The following is a 16544-nucleotide window of genomic DNA, read 5'->3' as shown; positions in this document are numbered from 1 at the left end:
GGGAGGCGGGGCGGGGCTTTGCGGTGGTGGCGACCGAGGTGCGGGCGCTGGCGCAGCGCTCGGCCGAGGCGGCGCGGCAGATCAAGGACCTGATCTCGGCCTCGGCCACGCAGGTGGACCAGGGCGTGGAGCTGGTGGCCGAGACGGGCGGGGCGCTGCGGCGCATCGTGGCGGCGGTGAACGAGATCAACGAGCTCGTGGGCGCCATCGCCGCCGGCGCCGCCGAGCAGTCCTCGGGCCTGGCCCAGGTCAACGTCGCCGTCGCCCAGATGGACCAGATCACCCAGCAGAACGCCGCCATGGTCGAGGAAACGACCAGGGCCGTGAACGGGCTGGCCACCCGGATCGGCGACATGAGCGAACGGATCAACCGCTTCCACACCGGTCCCGACGAGAGCTCGGACACCGGTGACGTTCCTTCGGCGAGAAGCGGGCCCAGCATCCGGACGGCCGGCCAGCAACGGCCGAACCAGTCCCTGGCGAAAGGCCGGCGATGCGCCTGATCCTCGAAACGCCGAGCCGGAGAGTCGGCCTGTGGCTCACGGCCTCACGGAACCGAGGCCGGCCCCCGGCCGGGCTGCGGTCGGGACAGGGCGGCCGGCGCTTCCGGGACTGGCGAAGCGGGTCCCGATCCGACGGTCGGGTGCCTGGCTTCCCAAACCGGCCCGGCTTCCTCCGCATCAACAGCTCCGCTGCATCGCGAATTCTCCATCCTTCGCTCGGAGAGGGGTGGGCTGGCGACCCAGCTTGGCGCTGGAGGCCTCGAACCGGTCCACTCGACGCCCTCAGCAGATCGACGGGCGTTCCGCAACTCGGACTCCCGGGGACTCGATCTTCGTCACCACCGATGTCGGGAGATCGGTCCTGCCACGACCTTCACGGCTCCGACCACGGACTTCCTCGTTAGATTCACCCGAGATGACGCGGTGGCCGTCCCGCTACCGACCCCCGGCCTCGCGACTCCGCCCCACGACACCCAAGTGCCCGCCGGGGGCGCAAGGCGTCCTCAAGCGACGCTCCCGCCATCGACGGTGAGGACCGTGCCGGTGATCTTGGCGGCCTCGGGTCCGAGGAGGTAGGCCACGGCGCCGGCCACGTCGGCAGGATCCGCCACCCCCAGCGGCGCGCGGCGGCGGATCGACGCCAGTTGCTGGGGATCGTAGTCCAGGGTCATCCCGGTTTCCAGGAACCCCGGCGCCACGCAGTTGACTGTGATGTCGCGCTTGCCCAATTCCCGCGCCAGCGAGCGGGTCAGGCCCTCGAGACCCGCCTTGGTCGCGGCATAGACGCCGAGTCCATGAAAGCCCGTGGCCGCGATGATGGAGGAGATGTTGACCACCCGCCCCTGCCGCGCGGCCAGCATCCCACGCGACACCGCCTTCGTCAGGACGATCGGCGCCATCAGGTTCACGGCCATCATCCGCTCGATGTCGGACCGATGCATGGTGGCGAGGACCCCGCTCAGCCCCAGGCCGGCGTTGTTGACGAGGCCCCAGAACGGCCCGTGCCGCCGCGCGAGGTCCGAGACCACGGCCGGCAGCGCGTCGATGTCCGACAGGTCGCAGGAGACAAGATCGACGCGGCCGGGGTGCCGCTCCGCCAGGGCCTCGGCCTCGGGGCTCCGGGTCCGGCTCAGGCCCGCGACGGTGTAGCCGGCGGGATCGTCGAGCAGCCGCCGCAGGATGGCGAGGCCGAGCCCGCGCGAGGTGCCCGTGACGAGGACGGGCTTCATGCCTCCACCTGCGCCGTCCGCACCAGCTTGCCGGCCGCGTTGGTCTCGAAGCCATCGACGAAGCGCAGGATGGCCGGCACCGCCTCCCGCTCCAGGTGGGCCCGGCAGGCGTCGAGGATCGTCCTCCGCGCCAGCGCCGGATCCAGGCCGGGGGCGAGCTGCACCTCGGCCGCGACGAGGGCGCCCGCCATGGGGCTGCGCCGGCCCGTGACCTTCGCCATGACGACGCCCGGCACCGCCGTCAGGACGGCCTCCACCCGCTCCGGATGGACCTTGGCGCCACCCACGTTGATGAGGCCGCTGTCGCGACCCAGGAAGCGCGCCCGCCCCGCCGCGACCTCCAGCCGGTCGCCGGTGCGGACGAAGCCGTCCTCGTCCATGTCGAGGTTTGGGCCGCCGCGCGCCGCGCCGGGCGCCTTCAGCCAGAGCATCCCGTCGATCAGCCTGAGCCTCACCCCGTCCGGCGCTCGGTCGAGGTAGCCTTCCGGAAAGCCGGCCAGCCCATCCGTGACCGAGAAGCCGACACCGGCCTCGGTCGAGGCGTAGATGTGCGAGATCCGCGCGCGGGGATAGGCGGCCGCCAGGGCGGACAGCAGCGGCTGGTCCGCGACCTCGCCGCCCAGGGTCACCTGCCGGAGCGGCAGGGCGTCGCGCCCGGGCGCCATGAGGAGCCGCCGCCAGAGCGTCGGCGTCATCGACAGGTGCGTGACCCCCGCCGCCGCCAGCGTCGCCACCTGCTCGCCGAAGGGAAGGCGCGGATCGGCCACCACGAGGCGGTCGCCACCGATCAGGGCCTGCAGCACCACCTGCATCCCGGCAAAGCGGCTGGGGTCGTAGAGCAGCCCCCATACGGCGCCGCCCGGTGCCGGTCGCCGCTTCACCGTCCGCGCCAGCGACGCGAGATCGTGCGGGACGATCTTGGGAAGGCCTGTCGTGCCCGAGGTCGTCATCAGCCATGCCGTCGCGACCGCACCGGCCTGACGGCCGGGCGTCAGCGCCTCCTCCAGCCGTCGCGCCCCCGGCCGGGCGAGCAGATCCTCTCGGTCTGTCAGCAGGGCCTCGCACCCGGCCTGCCGCATCAGCGTGGACACCGCCTCCGCGCCGGTTGCGCCGGACAGGATCAGCATGGCCGGAACCTGCCCGTCCAGGGCGCAGACCGCCCGCACGACATCCACCGGGTCGCGCAGGACCAGCGCCACGCGCGAGGACGCCAGCTCCCGGCGCGGGCCGGTGGCTCGCAGCGCCTCGGCCGTGACCTCCACAGATCCGCCGACGCGGACGCCGTCGCGGACGAGCCGGGCCAGCACGCTCATGCCGCTTGCCGGAACCTGTCGTAGAAGGCCACGAACTCCGCGAAGGTCTGGGGATAGTAGGCGTCCTGCGACAGGGCGAAGGGGTCGTAGCCCAGCTCCTCCTCCAGGGCGGACACGAAGATGGCGAAGCCCAGGCTGTCGAGGCCGGTGTCCAGCAGCACCGTCTCGGGCGCCAGCTCCGGCGCGGGGCTGGTCTTCTCGCTCTGCCAGATCTGGCCGAAGACCTGGCGGATGGTGGCGTCGAGCTGCGGCATGTCTGTTCCTAGTGCTTGATTTCGGACGAGTCGCCCTTGTCGAGGCGGATGCCCCAGGGGCCGGTGACGATGTTCTGCTCCACGACGCGGGCGGGGTTGCCCATGACCACGCAGTTGGAAGGCACGTCGCGCCCCACCACGGAGTTGGCGGTCACGATCACCGAGTCGCCGATGCGGACGCCGGGCATGACCACGACCCCGAAGCCGATGAAGCAGTTCGAGCCGATGTGCACGTCCACGTGGCGGCGGTTCACGAAATCATGCGTGAGGATCGCCGCGCCCGAGGTGATCGCCGTGTAGTCACCGATATGGATGCCGCCCGGGTTGGTCTTGTCGAGCCGCGCCCCCCGCGAGATCCGCACCTGCTCGCCGATATTCATCCCGTAGACGCGGCGGTAGTAGCCCGCCATGCCGGGCAGCACGAGGTTCTTGTGCACCAGGGTGCGTAGTCTGGAAACGTAAGACATGGATCCCGCTATGTTCCGCAGCCGGTCCGAACGGACCGCTCATGGCCCAAGCTAGCAACACGGAACGCTTCGCCATAGACAGCCGAAAGGCGGTCCGTGGCCTAACTCGTTCGGACGAGTTGAAGATCCGATCGATTGAGCCAAGCTCGAACGCGAATCGCCGCCCGACCTCGTGGTCCCCTCAGCCGATCGCGGCCAGCGCCGGGAAGCTTTCCAGCAGCCACCACGAAAAGGCGGTGAACTGCCCCGTGACCATGAGCAGCCCCACCGTCCACAGCAGCAGCCCCGAGACCCTCTCGATCCGCTCCATGTGCCGTCGCATCGCCCGCATGACCCCGCCCAGGCGCGGAAAGAACGCCGCCACCAGCAGGAAGGGAATGCCCAGGCCCATCGCGTAGGTCGCCAGCAGCGCCATCCCCCGCGCCACGTCCGCCTCGGTCGCCGCCAGCCCCAGGATCGCCCCCAGGATCGGCCCCAGGCATGGCGTCCAGCCGAAGGCGAAGGCCAGCCCCAGCAGGTAGGCCCCGAAGGCCGACCCGCCCCGGTCCCCGGCATCGAGCCGCGCCTCGCGCGCCAGGAACGGGATTCGCAGCACGCCCAGGAAATGCGCGCCGAAGATCATGATGACGACGCCCGCCCCCGTCACGAACCAGCCCTGCCATTGCAGCAGCGCCCGCCCGAGCGTGGAGGCCGCCGCCCCCAGCAGCAGGAACACGGTGGACAGCCCCAGCACGAAGAACACCGCCGCCAGCAGCGCCCGCCCCCGCGCCGCCCGCGCCTCGGTCATCTCGCCCACCGACACGCCGCCCATGTAGGCCAGATACGGCGGCACGATCGGCAGGACGCAGGGGCTCAGGAAGGACAGAAGCCCCGCCACCAGCGCGACCAGCATCGCCGGGATCAGCGTCGCGTCGAGGATCATGTCGGAGGTGAACATCGCGGCTCCCGGATTCGCCCGGTCCAGCCTTATCCCGCCCTCGGCCCGCCGTCACCGGGACACGGCGTCACAAGAGGGCCGGCGGTTGCAACTCCCGCCCCGGCCTGACAACCAAGGGCCGCAGACCTGACGGAGCCCGACGTGCAAGCCTCCCAGACCCTCGTGGACCTCTTCCTCGACGTCCTGCCGCTCCTGCTCACGCTCCTCGTCGCGGGATCGGCCATCGGCTTCCTGGCCGGGCTCTTCGGCATCGGCGGCGGGGCGATCTCGGTTCCGATCTTCTTCCAGGCCTTCGGGGTGCTGGGGATCGGCGACGACGTGCGGATGCCCCTGGCGGTCGGCACCTCGCTCGCCCTCATCATCCCGACCTCGTTCCTGTCGGCCCGCGCGCATCTCAAACGCGGCACCGTGGACATGGACCTCCTGCGGCTCTGGGCCGTTCCCGTGATCCTCGGGGTGCTCCTCGGCTCGCTCATCGCCCGCGTCGCCGAGCCCTGGATCTTCCAGGTCGTCTTCGTGGCCGTCGCCGGCGTCAACGCCGCCAAGCTCCTCCTGGGCGGCGAGGGCTGGCGGGTCCGCGAGGGCCTTCCGGGGCGCGCGGCGCTGCGGGTCTACGGCGCGATCACCGGCCTCCTGTCCTCTCTCATGGGCATCGGCGGCGGCGCGATCACCAACCTGATCCTGACGCTCCACGGCGTCTCGATCCACCGCGCGGTGTCCACCGGCGCGGGCGCGGGGGTGCTGATCGCCCTCCCCGCGACGCTGGGCTACATCTACGCCGGCTGGGGCAAGCCCGGCCTGCCGCTGGATGCGACCGGCTACGTCTCCTGGCTCACGGTGGCCGCCACCATGCCGACGACGCTGCTGACCACCCGCCTCGGCGTCACCCTCGCGCACCGCCTGTCGCGGCGCGCGCTCTCCACGTCGTTCGGGCTGTTCCTGCTGTTCGTCTCGGCCCGCTTCCTCTGGGACCTGCTCTAGGCGCGCGCCGGCACCAGGGCGCCGCCCCGCCGCCCCTCGCGCCCATACCGCGCGATCCCGAGGTCGGCCGTCTCGATCCCCGACCGCCGGCCCGACACGATGTCCGCCAGCACCCGGCCCGATCCCGCCGCCATCGTCCAGCCCAGCGTCCCGTGCCCGGTGTTGAGGAACAGCCCCGGCACCGGCGTCCGCCCCACGACCGGCGTCCCGTCCGGCGTCATCGGCCGCAGCCCGCACCAGAACTCGGCGCGGTCCACATCGCCCGCGCCCCCGAACAGCCCCTCGACCGAACGAAGCAGCGTCGCCTTCCTCGCGGGCGGCAGCGACAGGTCGAACCCGGCAATCTCGGCCAAGCCCCCCACCCGGATGCGGTCGCCCAGCCGGGTGATCGCCACCTTGTAGGTCTCGTCCATCACCGTGGACACCGGAGCGGCCCCGGCGTCCACAACCGGCAGCGTCAGCGAATAGCCCTTCACCGGATAGACCGGCAGCCCGAGCCCCAGCGGCTTCACCAGCGCCGGCGAGAAGCTCCCCAGCGCCACCACCACCGCGTCGCCCGTGACCGGCCCCTCGGCCGTCATGGCGCCCGTGACCCGCCCGCCCTCGACCACCAGACGCTCCACGCCGACGCCATAGCGGAAGGCGACGCCCTTCGCCTCGCACAGCGCCGCCAGCGCGGTCGTGAACTTGAAGCAGTCCCCCGTCTCGTCGCCCGGCAGCCGCAGCCCGCCGACGATCTCGCCCTTGGCCAGCCCCGGCTCGGCTCGGGCGCAGCCCTCGGCGTCCAGCACCTCGAAGGGCACGCCGCCCTCGCGCAGCACGGCGATGTCCTTTTCCGCCGCCGCCATCTGCGCCTCCTTGCGGAAGACCTGCAACGTCCCCAGCCTCCGCTCGTCGTAGGCGATGCCGGTCTCGTCGCGCAGCGCGCCAAGGCAGTCGCGCGAATACTCGGCCAGCCGCACCATCCGCGCCTTGTTGGCATTGTAGGCCTCGGGCGTGCAGTTCCCCAGCATCCGCGCCAGCCAGGTCAGCTTCGCCCAGTCCGGCCGGGGCTGCACGATCAGCGGCGCGTGGCGCTGCATCATCCACTTCAGCGCCTTCAGCGGGATGCCCGGCGCGGCCCAGGGGGCGGAGTAGCCGGGCGACACCTCGCCCGCGTTGGCAAAGCTCGTCTCTCGCGCCGGCGCGGGCTGGCGGTCGATCACCGTGACCTCGTGGCCCGCCTCGGCCAGATACCAGGCCGAGGTCACTCCGATGACGCCCGCTCCCAAGACGATGATCCGCATGGCCTTCTCCGCTCCCGTGCCGCCGCCCGATCACGGATAATCGACTCCGCGGGGGAAAGGCTCGCAAAGACGGTAGCTGCCGAAGCTTCAAGCCAAAGGTTCTTGCGCGATTTGGCATACCTGCACACGATAATTCGATATGACGGCAAACCAGCCGAAGAATCTTCCCCCGCCATGGTCGAGCCTTGCCCATCCCTCTCCGGCGCTCCACTTGCCACGGGCTCCTCCCCGGCGTTACGGCTGGAGCCATCGCGACCCGCAACCAGGAAGAGGCCCATGGACGACCGCCCTTCGGCCCCGCTCCGCCGCCTCCCCCTGCACGATCTCCACATGGCCCAGGGCGCGCGCCTCGTGCCCTTCGCCGGCTGGGAGATGCCGGTCCAGTACGAGCCCGGCGTCATGGCCGAGCACCTGCACACCCGGTCCCAGGCCAGCCTCTTCGACGTCAGCCACATGGGCCAGATCCTGCTCCGGCCGCGCGACGGCATGGCGCACCTCGCCCTCGCCCTCGAATCGCTGGTTCCCGCCGACATCCTGTCCCTCCCCGAGGGGCGGCAGCGCTACGCCCTCCTCCTCGACGACGCCGGCAACATCCGCGACGACATCATGGTGGCCCATCGCGGCGACCACTTCCTCGTCGTCGTCAACGCCTCCATGCGCGAGGCCGACCTCGCCCACCTCCAGGACGCTCTGGGCCCGCAAGCCGAGGAGGCCCACGCCCGCGCCCTCCTCGCCCTCCAGGGCCCCGCCGCCGCGACCGCCCTCGCTGCCCTTCTCCCCGGCGTCGAATCGATGCGCTTCATGGACTCCCGCGCCCTCCCCTGGCAAGGCGCCGACCTCTGGATCTCCCGGTCCGGCTACACCGGCGAGGACGGCTTCGAGATCTCCGTCTCCGCCGCCCGCGCCGAGGCGCTGGCCACCGCCCTCCTCGCCCACCCCGCCGTCCGCCCGGCCGGCCTCGGCGCGCGCGACAGCCTGCGCCTTGAGGCCGGCCTTTGCCTCCACGGCAACGACATCGACCGCACCACCAGCCCCGTCGAGGCGGCGCTCTCCTGGTCCATCGGCAAGGCCCGCCGCACGGGCGGGGCGCGCGCCGGCGGCTTCCCCGGCGCCGACCGCGTGCTGCGCCAGCTCGACCTCGGCCCCCGCCGCCTCCGCGTCGGCCTGCGCCCCGAGGGCCGCGCCCCGATGCGCGCCGGCACCGCCCTTGCCGGCCCCTCCGGCCACGCCGGCCACGTCACCTCCGGCACTTTCGGCCCCACCGTCCAGGCCCCCATCGCCATGGGCTACGTGGACGCCACCCTCGCCGCCCCCGGCACCCGCCTCCTCGGAAAGATCCGGGGCCGCGAGCATCCCGTCACCGTCGCCCCTCTCCCCTTCGTCCCTCCGTCCTTCCATCGCTAGAGGCCCCCGCATGAAGTTCACCGAAGACCACGAATGGCTGCGCGCCGAGGACGACAACCTCGTCACCGTCGGCATCACCGAGCACGCCGCCAAGGAGCTGGGCGACATCGTCTTCGTGGAGCTGCCCGAGATCGAGGCGATGGTCGCCCACGGCGACGAGGTCGTGGTGATCGAAAGCGTCAAGGCCGCCTCCGACATCCTCGCCCCCCTCGACGGCGAGATCGTGGAGGTCAACGCCAAGCTGACCGAGAACCCGGGCCTCGTGAACCAAGACCCCCTCGGCGCGGGCTGGTTCTTCAGGATCCGCGTGGACGACATCGCCGTCCTCGACGACTTCATGGACGAGGACGAATACCAGGACCACATCGCATGACCGCCTGGGCGCCCACCGGCTACGACCCCGACGACTTCGCCAACCGTCGCCACATCGGCCCGTCCCCGTCCGAGATGGCCGAGATGCTGGCCGCCGTGGGCGCCTCCTCCCTCGACGCCCTCATCGACGAGACGGTGCCCGCCTCGATCCGCCAGTCCGATCCGCTCTCCTGGGCGCCCCTGACCGAGGCCGCCCTCCTGCGCCGGATGCGCGAAGTGGCCGCAAAGAACCGCGTGATGACCTCGCTCATCGGCCAGGGCTACCACGGCACCTTCACGCCGCCCGCCATCCAGCGGAACATCCTCGAAAATCCGGCGTGGTATACCGCCTACACGCCCTACCAGCCCGAGATCGCGCAAGGCCGTCTCGAAGCCCTCCTCAACTTCCAGACCGTCGTGGCCGACCTCACCGGCCTCCCCGTCGCCAACGCCTCGCTGCTGGACGAGGCGACCGCCGCCGCCGAAGCCATGACGATGGCCGAGCGCAGCGCGAAATCGAAGGCCCGCGCCTTCTTCGTCGCCACCGACCTCCACCCGCAGACCAAGGCCGTCATCCGCACCCGCGCCCTCCCCTTGGGCATCGAGATCATCGAGGGCGCCCCGGAAAGCCTCGACCCCTCAACGGTCTTCGGGGCGATCTTCCAGTATCCCGGCACCTACGGCCACCTCCGCGACCTGACCGCCGACATCGCCAATCTCCACGCCGCCAACGCCCTCGCCATCGTCGCCACCGACCTCCTCGCCCTGACGCTGCTCAAGGAGCCCGGCGCGATGGGCGCCGACATCGCCGTGGGCAGCGCCCAGCGCTTCGGCGTCCCCATGGGCTACGGCGGCCCCCATGCCGCCTTCCTCTCCTGCCGCGACGCGCTGAAACGCGCGATGCCCGGCCGCATCGTCGGCGTCTCGGTGGACGCGCGCGGGAACCGCGCCTACCGCCTCGCCCTGCAAACGCGCGAGCAGCACATCCGGCGCGAGAAGGCGACCTCCAACGTCTGCACCGCCCAGGCGCTCCTCGCCGTCATGGCGGGCTTCTACGCCGTCTTCCACGGCCCCAAGGGCCTGCACGCCATCGCCGAGCGGGTCCACCTCCACGCCCACCGCCTCGCCCGCGCCCTGCGCGACGCCGGGGCCAAGGTCACGCCCGATGCCTTCTTCGACACCCTCACCGTCGAGGTCGGCGTCGGCCAGTCCGGCCTCCTCGCCGCCGCCCGCGCCGAGGGGCTGAACCTCCGCAAGATCGGCACCACCCATGTCGGCATCGCGCTGGACGAGACCACCGACGAGGACACCCTCCTCCGCGTCCTTCGCGCCTTCGGCATCGACGACGCGCCGCCCGCCAGCGACGGACCGGCGATCCCGGAAACCCTGCTGCGAACAACGGACTACCTGACGCATCCGGTGTTCCACATGAACCGCGCCGAATCCGAGATGATGCGCTACATGCGCCGCCTCTCGGACCGCGACCTCGCGCTCGACCGCGCCATGATCCCGCTCGGCTCCTGCACGATGAAGCTCAACGCCGCCGCCGAGATGATGCCGCTGACCTGGCCCGAGTTCGGCCAGCTCCACCCCTTCGCGCCCCGCGACCAGGCGCAGGGCTACGCCGAGGCCATCGCCGACCTGAGCGCGAAGCTCTGCGAGATCACCGGCTTCGACGCCTTCTCCATGCAGCCCAACAGCGGCGCGCAGGGCGAATACGCGGGCCTGCTGACGATCCGCGCCTACCACCTCGCCAACGGCGACCATGACCGCCGCGTGTGCCTGATCCCCGTCTCCGCCCACGGCACCAACCCCGCCTCCGCGCAGATGGCCGGGATGGAGGTCGTCGTCGTCAAGGCGACCCCGAGCGGCGACGTGGACCTCGACGACTTCCGCGCCAAGGCCGAAGCCGCCGGTCCCCGCCTCGCCGCCTGCATGATCACCTACCCCTCCACGCACGGCGTCTTCGAGGACACCCTGCGCGAGGTCTGCGAGATCACCCACCAGCATGGCGGGCAGGTCTATCTGGATGGGGCGAACATGAACGCCCTCGTCGGCCTCGTGAAGCCCGGCGAGGTCGGGGCCGACATCTCCCACCTCAACCTGCACAAGACCTTCGCCATCCCCCACGGCGGGGGCGGCCCCGGCATGGGGCCGATCGGCGTCAAGGCCCACCTCGCGCCCCACCTCCCCGCCGATCCCCAGACCGGCGAGGCCGGGGCCGTCGCCGCCGCCCCCTACGGCTCGGCGTCGATCCTGCTCATCTCCTGGGCCTACTGCCTGCTGATGGGCGGCGCGGGGCTGACGCAGGCGACCAGGGTGGCGATCCTGAACGCCAACTACATCGCGGCGCGGCTCCGGGGCGCCTACCCGATCCTCTTCGCCGGCAACCGGGGCCGGGTCGCGCACGAATGCATCCTCGACACCCGGCCCTTCGCCGCCCATGGCGTCACCGTCGATGACCTCGCCAAGCGCCTCGTGGACAACGGCTTCCACGCCCCCACGATGTCCTGGCCCGTCGCTGGCACCCTGATGGTGGAGCCCACCGAGTCCGAGCCCAAGGCCGAGATCGACCGCTTCATCACGGCGCTCCTCTCCATCCGCGAGGAGATCGCGGCGGTGGAGCGCGGCGAGATCCGCGCCGAGGACTCCCCCCTCCGCCACGCCCCCCACACCGTCGAGGACCTCGTGGCCGACTGGACCCGCCCCTACACGCGCGAACAGGGCTGCTTCCCCCCCGGCGCGTTCCGGGTGGACAAGTATTGGCCGCCCGTGGGCCGCGTGGACAACGCCTTCGGCGACCGCAACCTCGTCTGCACCTGCCCGCCGCTCGAATCCTACGCGGAGGCGGCGGAGTGATCGCCCCCGCCTAAGAATTTTCGCCGAAAATTCTTAGGCGGCCCCTTACGACGGAGCCCACTCCGTAAGAACCGCGACCCGAATCACCCTGGCCACGCTTCTGCCCCTCGAAAAAAGGGGTGTTGCGCGACCCGGCTCCCGACCGTTCGTTGCTGTCGGACACCGTTAACGCATCGGTGCGATCCTCCCTCGCACGGGCCGCACTCCCGCCGCCCGCGAATCGAGAGGAGACCGACCCATGCCCCAGGCCACGCCGCCGGCCCCGACGCGGAGCCTCCGCGCCCTCGGCCCCGCCGTGGCCGCGCTCCGCCGCGCCCTAATGCTGCGGCAACCGCACCCCATAGATGCGCTCGGCGTTCCGGTGGGCGATCGACGCCCGCTCATCCTCGGACAGCTCCCCCAGCACCGCCTCGGTGAGCCCGATCCAGCCGTCCATCCCGAGCCCCAGCTGGACCACGGGCCAATCCGAGCCCCAGACCATCCGCGCGGGCGTGAAGGTCTCGATCACATGGTCGATCCAGGGCCGCAGCACGTCCAGCGAGGCCGTGTCCGGCGCGGCATAGGCGCTGATCCCCGACAGCTTCACGCTCATGTTCGGACAGGCCGCCACCTCGCGCAGGCCCTCGCTCCACTCGCTCCACCCGCCCCCGGCGATATCGGGCGTGCCGCAATGGTCGAGCACGAAGCCGGTATCGGGACAGGCCCGCGCGAGGTCGCGGGCGAGGCGCAGCGTGCGCGCCCGCACGTTCACGTCGAACGGGAACCCCGCCCGTCCGATGCGGCGCACGTTCGCCCGGAACGTCCCGGACAGCGACACGTCCTCGGCCACGTCCTCGTGCAGGATGCGCCGATACCCCACGACGCCAAGGCTCGGCCCTTCCTCAAGCCACGCCTCGAAACCGTCGTCCGTCTCCGGCCGGCAGTTGGCGACCTGCCCCAGGAGCCGGCCCTCGCGGACCAGCCCCGCGATCCAGCGCGATTCGGCCTGCCAGTCCAGCGCGGCGACCTCCATGAAGATCGCCCCCCGCACCCGGCCGTCCTGCAACCGCAGCGCCTCCTCCAGCGGGAAATCCCGCTGGAGCGCGGGCACGCGGTGCGTCCAGGCGTGCCCGGTCACGCGCCGGTCGATCAGGTGGAGATGGGTGTCGAGAAGGTCCATGCCGCCTCAGGCGTCGTCCTCGCAGACCTGCCGCTGCTCGCCCAGGCCCGCGATGCCGAGCTCCACCACGTCGCCCGCCCGCAGGAACTGCGGCGGCTTCTGCCCCATGCCCACGCCCGGCGGCGTCCCGGTCGAGATGACGTCGCCCGGATGCAGGGACATGAACTGGCTCAGGTAGCTGACCAGGTGCGCGACGCCGTAGACCATGGTGTTGGTCGATCCGTCCTGCTTGGTCTCGCCGTTGACGCGGCAGAACATCCGCAGGTCCTGCGGGTCCGCCACCTCGTCGCGCGTCACCAGCCAGGGGCCGAGCTGGCCGAAGTTGTCGCAGGACTTGCCCTTGGTCCACTGCCCCGCCCGCTCGGCCTGGAAATGCCGCTCGGACACGTCGTTGGCGACGGCGTAGCCAGCGACGTAGGACAAGGCGTCCTCCTCGCTGACATACTTGGCGTGCCGACCGATGACGACGGCCAGCTCGACCTCCCAGTCGGTCTTGAGGCTCCCGCGCGGGATCAGGATGGGATCGTTCGGCCCGCAGATGGCGGAGGTCGCCTTCATGAAGATCACCGGCTCGGGCGGGACCGGCAGGTTCGACTCGGCGGCGTGGTCGGCGTAGTTGAGGCCGATGCAGATGAACTTGCCGGTCCGGCCGACGCAGGCCCCCAGCCGCGTGGCCGCATCGACCACGGGCAGGCTGTCGGGATCGACGACGCGGATCGCCGCCAGCCCCTCGTCGGACAGCACGGCCCCGGCGATGTCGGGCACCACGCCCGTGAGATCGCGGATCGTGCCGTCGTCATGCCTCAGCCCCGGCTTCTCGTGGCCGCGCTCGCCATGGCGCAGAAGCTTCATGTCATCGTCCTTTCAGATGTTGGCCCAGCCGCCGTCGATGACGTGCGCCTGCCCCGTGGTGTAGCTGCTCTCGCCCGAGGCGAGATAGACCACCAGCGCCGCGATCTCCTCGGGCTTGCCGATGCGCCCGATGGGCTGGCGCGCGATGAAGGCCTTGCGCGCCGCCTCGTAGTCGCCGGTGTCCCGCAGCCGCTGGTCGAGCGACGGGCTTTCCACCGTCCCGGGGCAGATCGCGTTGCAGCGGATGCCCTGCCCGATGAAGTCGGCGGCGACGGACTTGGTGAGGCCGATCACCCCCGCCTTGGTCGCCCCGTAGACGAAGCGGTTGGGCGCGGCGATCACCGAGGACGCGACCGAGGCCATGTTGACGATCGACCCGCCGCCGTTCGCGATCATGCCCGGCAGGAAGGCCCGGCACATCCGGTACATCGCCGTCATGTTCAGCCGGAGCGAGAAGTCCCACTGATCCTCGTCGCAGTCGAGGATCGTCCCAGCCGCCACGAAGCCCGCGCAGTTGAACAGCACGTTCACCGGCCCTGCCGCTTCCACGGCGGCGCGGATGCTGCCGGGGTCGAGCACGTCGAGCCGCCGAGTGGTCAGGCTCCCGCACGCCTCGGCCTCCAGGCTCGCCAGCGCGGCCTCGTTCACGTCGGTGGCGATCACCTCCGCCCCTTCGCGCGCCATGGCCAGCGCCGAGGCGCGGCCTATCCCCTGGCCCGCCGCCGTCAGCAGCGCGCGCTTGCCCGAGAGCCGTCCCACGATCCCCTCCTCCCGCCGGTTCACGCGCCTGTGTCGCACCCCGCCCGAGGGGATGCAACGTCCCCGGCCCTGTGGCCCGGCGACCACGCGCCCGGACGCTCACGCGGATGTGGCCTGCACGGGCGCGCGGCGGATGTCAGTCCTCTGGACAAGGCGCGCGAAACCGCCTTCACGGACCCCGCCCGTCCGGGTCGGTTCCCGGACCCTTCCATCGAGGACCATCCATCATGTCGATGCAGCAGACCGGCGCGTCGCAGGACACGCCCCAGCCCGGCGCCCCCACCGGCCGCGCCCCGCAGCCCGAGGCCGCCCAGCCCGGCCGCGCCCCCACCGCGCCCGGCCAGGACGCCGCCCCGCTGTTCCGCGACTTCGCGAGCATCTGAGGCGCGGCCGGCTGGCGACCCGCTGGCCCCGCCGCGCCGGTGTGGTAGTCTCGGTCCATGGCCGCGATCTCCACGCTCCGCAACCTGGGCCCGGCGACCGAGTCCGCCTTCCTCCGCGCCGGCATCTCCACCGCCGAGGAGCTGCGCGCGCTCGGTGCCGACCGGGCCTACGCCCGCCTCCTCGACGCAGGGGAGCGTCCGCACTTCATCGCCTACTACGTCCTGCACATGGCGATCCAGGACCGCCCCTGGACCGACTGCCAAGGCGAGGAGAAGGCCGGGCTGCGCCGCCGCTTCGACGCGCTCAAGTCCCGTCACGCCGCACCCGCCGACGCGGCCATCGAATCGGCGCTCGACGCCCTGGGCGTCGGCCGCCGCCGCTGAGACCTTGCGGAACCCGCGGCCTGCTTTACGAAGTCTTCACCAACAATGGCGGAGCCTTCGAATCCATGCCCCCGACCTATCCGCGGACCGGCCTCCGCGCGGCGCTTCTGGCGGTCCTCCTTCCTCTCGCGGCCTGCGGCGCGTCCCGCGCCCCCGAGTCGCCGGGCCCGACCGCCCGCCACGCCGGCGACACGCCCGAGATGCAGGCGATGATCCACCGCTACGCCAGCTTCCTGGAGATCCCTCCCGACCTGCTGTCCCATGTCATCGCGGTCGAGAGCGGCTACAACCCGCAGGCGCGGAACGGCTCCTATTACGGCCTGATGCAGATCGCGCCGCAGACGGCTCGGACCATGGGCTACGACGGCCCCGATTCGGGCCTGCTCGACCCCGAGACCAACCTCCGCTTCGCCGGGGCCTACCTGCGCGGCGCCTACATCGTCGCCAACGGCGACCCCGAGCGCGCCTACGACTGGTATCGGAAGGGCTACTACTACGAGGCACGCGACCGCAGCCTCCTCGTGGAGACCGGCCTCGCCAAGCGCGAGCTTCGCTGAGCGCCGCTCCCGCCCCGGGAACAGCCCGGGGCCCCGGATCGTTGCGCCCCGCAGTCGCATCGGCCGCTTAGGAGAGGCACATGAACGCGCGTTCCGGATCGATCCTCGCCGCATGGCTCGCCGCCACGGCCGCCGCGCAGGCGCAGGAGGCCGAGCCCATCGACGTTGGCATGTCGGGGGGCTACGTCCCGTTCACCTTCGTGGAGAACGACGTCCTCCAGGGCTTCGAGGTGGATTTCATGAACGCCGTGGGCGAGGAGATCGGCCGTCCCGTCAACTTCGTCACCATGTCCTTCTCGGGCCTGATCGGCGCCCTCCAGTCAGGCCGCATCGACACGGTGGCCAACCAGATCACCGTCACGCCCGAGCGCGAGGCGACCTTCGTCTTCACCCAGCCCTACGTGATCGACGGCGCCCAGGTCGTCGTCCGCGAGGGCAACACGGAGATCGCCGGCGTCGAGGACCTGCGCGGCCATTCCGTCGCCGTTAACCTCGGCTCCAACTTCGAGCAACTCCTGCGCGAGCTGCCCTATGCCTCCGAGATCGACATCCGCACCTACGAGAGCAACATCGAGCAGGACACCGCCCTGGGCCGGGTGGACGCCTTCGTGATGGACCGCGTGTCCACCGCCACCGTCATCCGCGATAGCGGCCTGCCGCTCCAGCTCGCCGGCGAGCCCTTCAGCGAGATCCGCAACGCCCTGCCCTTCCGCGACGACGAGGAGGGCCGCGCCCTGCGGGACGAGGTGGACGCTGCCATCACCACGCTCAAGGAGGACGGCACCCTGCGCGAGATTTCCGAGAAATGGCTGGGCCTCGACGTGACCGGCTCCGGGACGGGCTCCGGGACGGGCTCCGACTAGGCC

18 protein-coding genes are annotated in these 16544 nt (G+C 71.5%); 9 read left to right on the top strand and 9 right to left on the bottom strand.

What is annotated here, in order from left to right:
• Positions 1-503: methyl-accepting chemotaxis protein (locus J2Z33_RS09390; RefSeq protein ID WP_245218723.1), on the top strand; the 503-nt coding region annotated here is incomplete at its 5' end.
• 503 nt (positions 504-1006) lie between these two features.
• On the opposite strand, the gene J2Z33_RS09385 is transcribed toward J2Z33_RS09390, so the two are convergent.
• The 5 genes from J2Z33_RS09385 to J2Z33_RS09365 form a co-directional block, all read right to left on the bottom strand.
• Positions 1007-1732, bottom strand: coding sequence for an SDR family NAD(P)-dependent oxidoreductase (locus J2Z33_RS09385; RefSeq protein ID WP_209840174.1), 726 nt, complete (start codon positions 1730-1732; stop codon positions 1007-1009).
• A complete protein-coding gene (locus J2Z33_RS09380; RefSeq protein ID WP_209840172.1) occupies positions 1729-3045 on the bottom strand; it encodes an ANL family adenylate-forming protein in 1317 nt (438 codons plus the stop codon). Before J2Z33_RS09380 ends, J2Z33_RS09385 begins: the two co-directional genes overlap by 4 nt.
• Positions 3042-3299 carry an acyl carrier protein gene (locus tag J2Z33_RS09375; protein WP_209840170.1) on the bottom strand — a complete coding sequence of 86 codons (258 nt, stop codon included), beginning with the start codon at positions 3297-3299 and terminating at the stop codon, positions 3042-3044. The genes J2Z33_RS09380 and J2Z33_RS09375 overlap by 4 nt, the downstream gene beginning before the upstream one ends.
• 8 nt (positions 3300-3307) lie before the next feature.
• Complete coding sequence (locus tag J2Z33_RS09370) at positions 3308-3766, bottom strand: acyltransferase (protein WP_209840168.1); 459 nt, start codon at positions 3764-3766, stop codon at positions 3308-3310.
• A gap of 181 nt (positions 3767-3947) precedes the next feature.
• On the bottom strand, positions 3948-4703 hold the full coding sequence (locus J2Z33_RS09365; protein ID WP_209840166.1) for a cytochrome c biogenesis CcdA family protein: 756 nt from the start codon (positions 4701-4703) through the stop codon (positions 3948-3950).
• A gap of 141 nt (positions 4704-4844) precedes the next feature.
• Between J2Z33_RS09365 and J2Z33_RS09360 the strand changes: the two genes are divergently transcribed.
• Complete coding sequence (locus J2Z33_RS09360) at positions 4845-5684, top strand: sulfite exporter TauE/SafE family protein (protein WP_342454156.1); 840 nt, start codon at positions 4845-4847, stop codon at positions 5682-5684.
• Here the strand turns inward: J2Z33_RS09360 and J2Z33_RS09355 are convergent.
• The gene (locus J2Z33_RS09355; protein WP_209840164.1) at positions 5681-6970 is read right to left on the bottom strand and encodes a D-amino acid dehydrogenase; all 1290 of its coding nucleotides are present in this window, start codon (positions 6968-6970) and stop codon (positions 5681-5683) included. The genes J2Z33_RS09360 and J2Z33_RS09355 overlap by 4 nt on opposite strands.
• A gap of 276 nt (positions 6971-7246) precedes the next feature.
• Between J2Z33_RS09355 and gcvT the strand changes: the two genes are divergently transcribed.
• The 3 genes from gcvT to gcvP are packed head-to-tail and all read left to right on the top strand — an operon-like array spanning position 7247 to position 11584.
• Positions 7247-8374: a glycine cleavage system aminomethyltransferase GcvT gene (gene gcvT, locus J2Z33_RS09350; protein ID WP_209840162.1), complete on the top strand. Its 1128-nt coding sequence runs from the start codon at positions 7247-7249 to the stop codon at positions 8372-8374.
• A 10-nt stretch (positions 8375-8384) separates the two neighbouring features.
• The gene (gene gcvH, locus J2Z33_RS09345) at positions 8385-8747 is read left to right on the top strand and encodes a glycine cleavage system protein GcvH (protein WP_209840160.1); all 363 of its coding nucleotides are present in this window, start codon (positions 8385-8387) and stop codon (positions 8745-8747) included.
• The gene (gene gcvP, locus J2Z33_RS09340) at positions 8744-11584 is read left to right on the top strand and encodes an aminomethyl-transferring glycine dehydrogenase (protein ID WP_209840158.1); all 2841 of its coding nucleotides are present in this window, start codon (positions 8744-8746) and stop codon (positions 11582-11584) included. Before gcvH ends, gcvP begins: the two co-directional genes overlap by 4 nt.
• A gap of 316 nt (positions 11585-11900) precedes the next feature.
• Here the strand turns inward: gcvP and J2Z33_RS09335 are convergent, their stop codons facing one another.
• From J2Z33_RS09335 to J2Z33_RS09325, 3 genes are read right to left on the bottom strand one after another with little or no spacing between them, the layout of a single operon-like run.
• Positions 11901-12743, bottom strand: a complete 843-nt coding sequence (locus J2Z33_RS09335; protein ID WP_209840156.1) for an amidohydrolase family protein — start codon at positions 12741-12743, stop codon at positions 11901-11903.
• A 6-nt stretch (positions 12744-12749) separates the two neighbouring features.
• Positions 12750-13595, bottom strand: a complete 846-nt coding sequence (locus tag J2Z33_RS09330) for a fumarylacetoacetate hydrolase family protein (RefSeq protein ID WP_209840153.1) — start codon at positions 13593-13595, stop codon at positions 12750-12752.
• A gap of 12 nt (positions 13596-13607) precedes the next feature.
• Entirely contained in the window at positions 13608-14357 is a 750-nt protein-coding gene (locus J2Z33_RS09325; protein ID WP_209840194.1) for an SDR family oxidoreductase, read from the bottom strand.
• Positions 14358-14581: 224 nt separating this feature from the next.
• Here J2Z33_RS09325 and J2Z33_RS09320 point away from each other — a divergent pair, with 224 nt between their 5' ends.
• The 4 genes from J2Z33_RS09320 (at position 14582) to J2Z33_RS09305 (ending at position 16541) form a co-directional block, all read left to right on the top strand.
• Entirely contained in the window at positions 14582-14737 is a 156-nt protein-coding gene (locus J2Z33_RS09320) for a hypothetical protein (protein WP_209840152.1), read from the top strand.
• Positions 14738-14794: 57 nt separating this feature from the next.
• Positions 14795-15121 (top strand): TfoX/Sxy family DNA transformation protein, encoded by a 327-nt coding sequence (locus J2Z33_RS09315; protein WP_209840150.1) that lies wholly within the window; start codon positions 14795-14797, stop codon positions 15119-15121.
• Between the two features lie 65 nt (positions 15122-15186).
• Complete coding sequence (locus tag J2Z33_RS09310; RefSeq protein ID WP_209840148.1) at positions 15187-15678, top strand: transglycosylase SLT domain-containing protein; 492 nt, start codon at positions 15187-15189, stop codon at positions 15676-15678.
• Between the two features lie 80 nt (positions 15679-15758).
• Positions 15759-16541, top strand: a complete 783-nt coding sequence (locus J2Z33_RS09305; RefSeq protein WP_209840146.1) for an amino acid ABC transporter substrate-binding protein — start codon at positions 15759-15761, stop codon at positions 16539-16541.
• Positions 16542-16544 lie beyond the last annotated feature (3 nt).

The sequence above is a fragment of the Rubellimicrobium aerolatum genome (genome assembly GCF_017872975.1).
Classification (GTDB): Bacteria; Pseudomonadota; Alphaproteobacteria; order Rhodobacterales; family Rhodobacteraceae; genus Rubellimicrobium; species Rubellimicrobium aerolatum.
The sequence above is the reverse complement of the archived record's forward strand: the minus strand, read 5'-3'. Positions and strand labels throughout refer to the sequence as shown.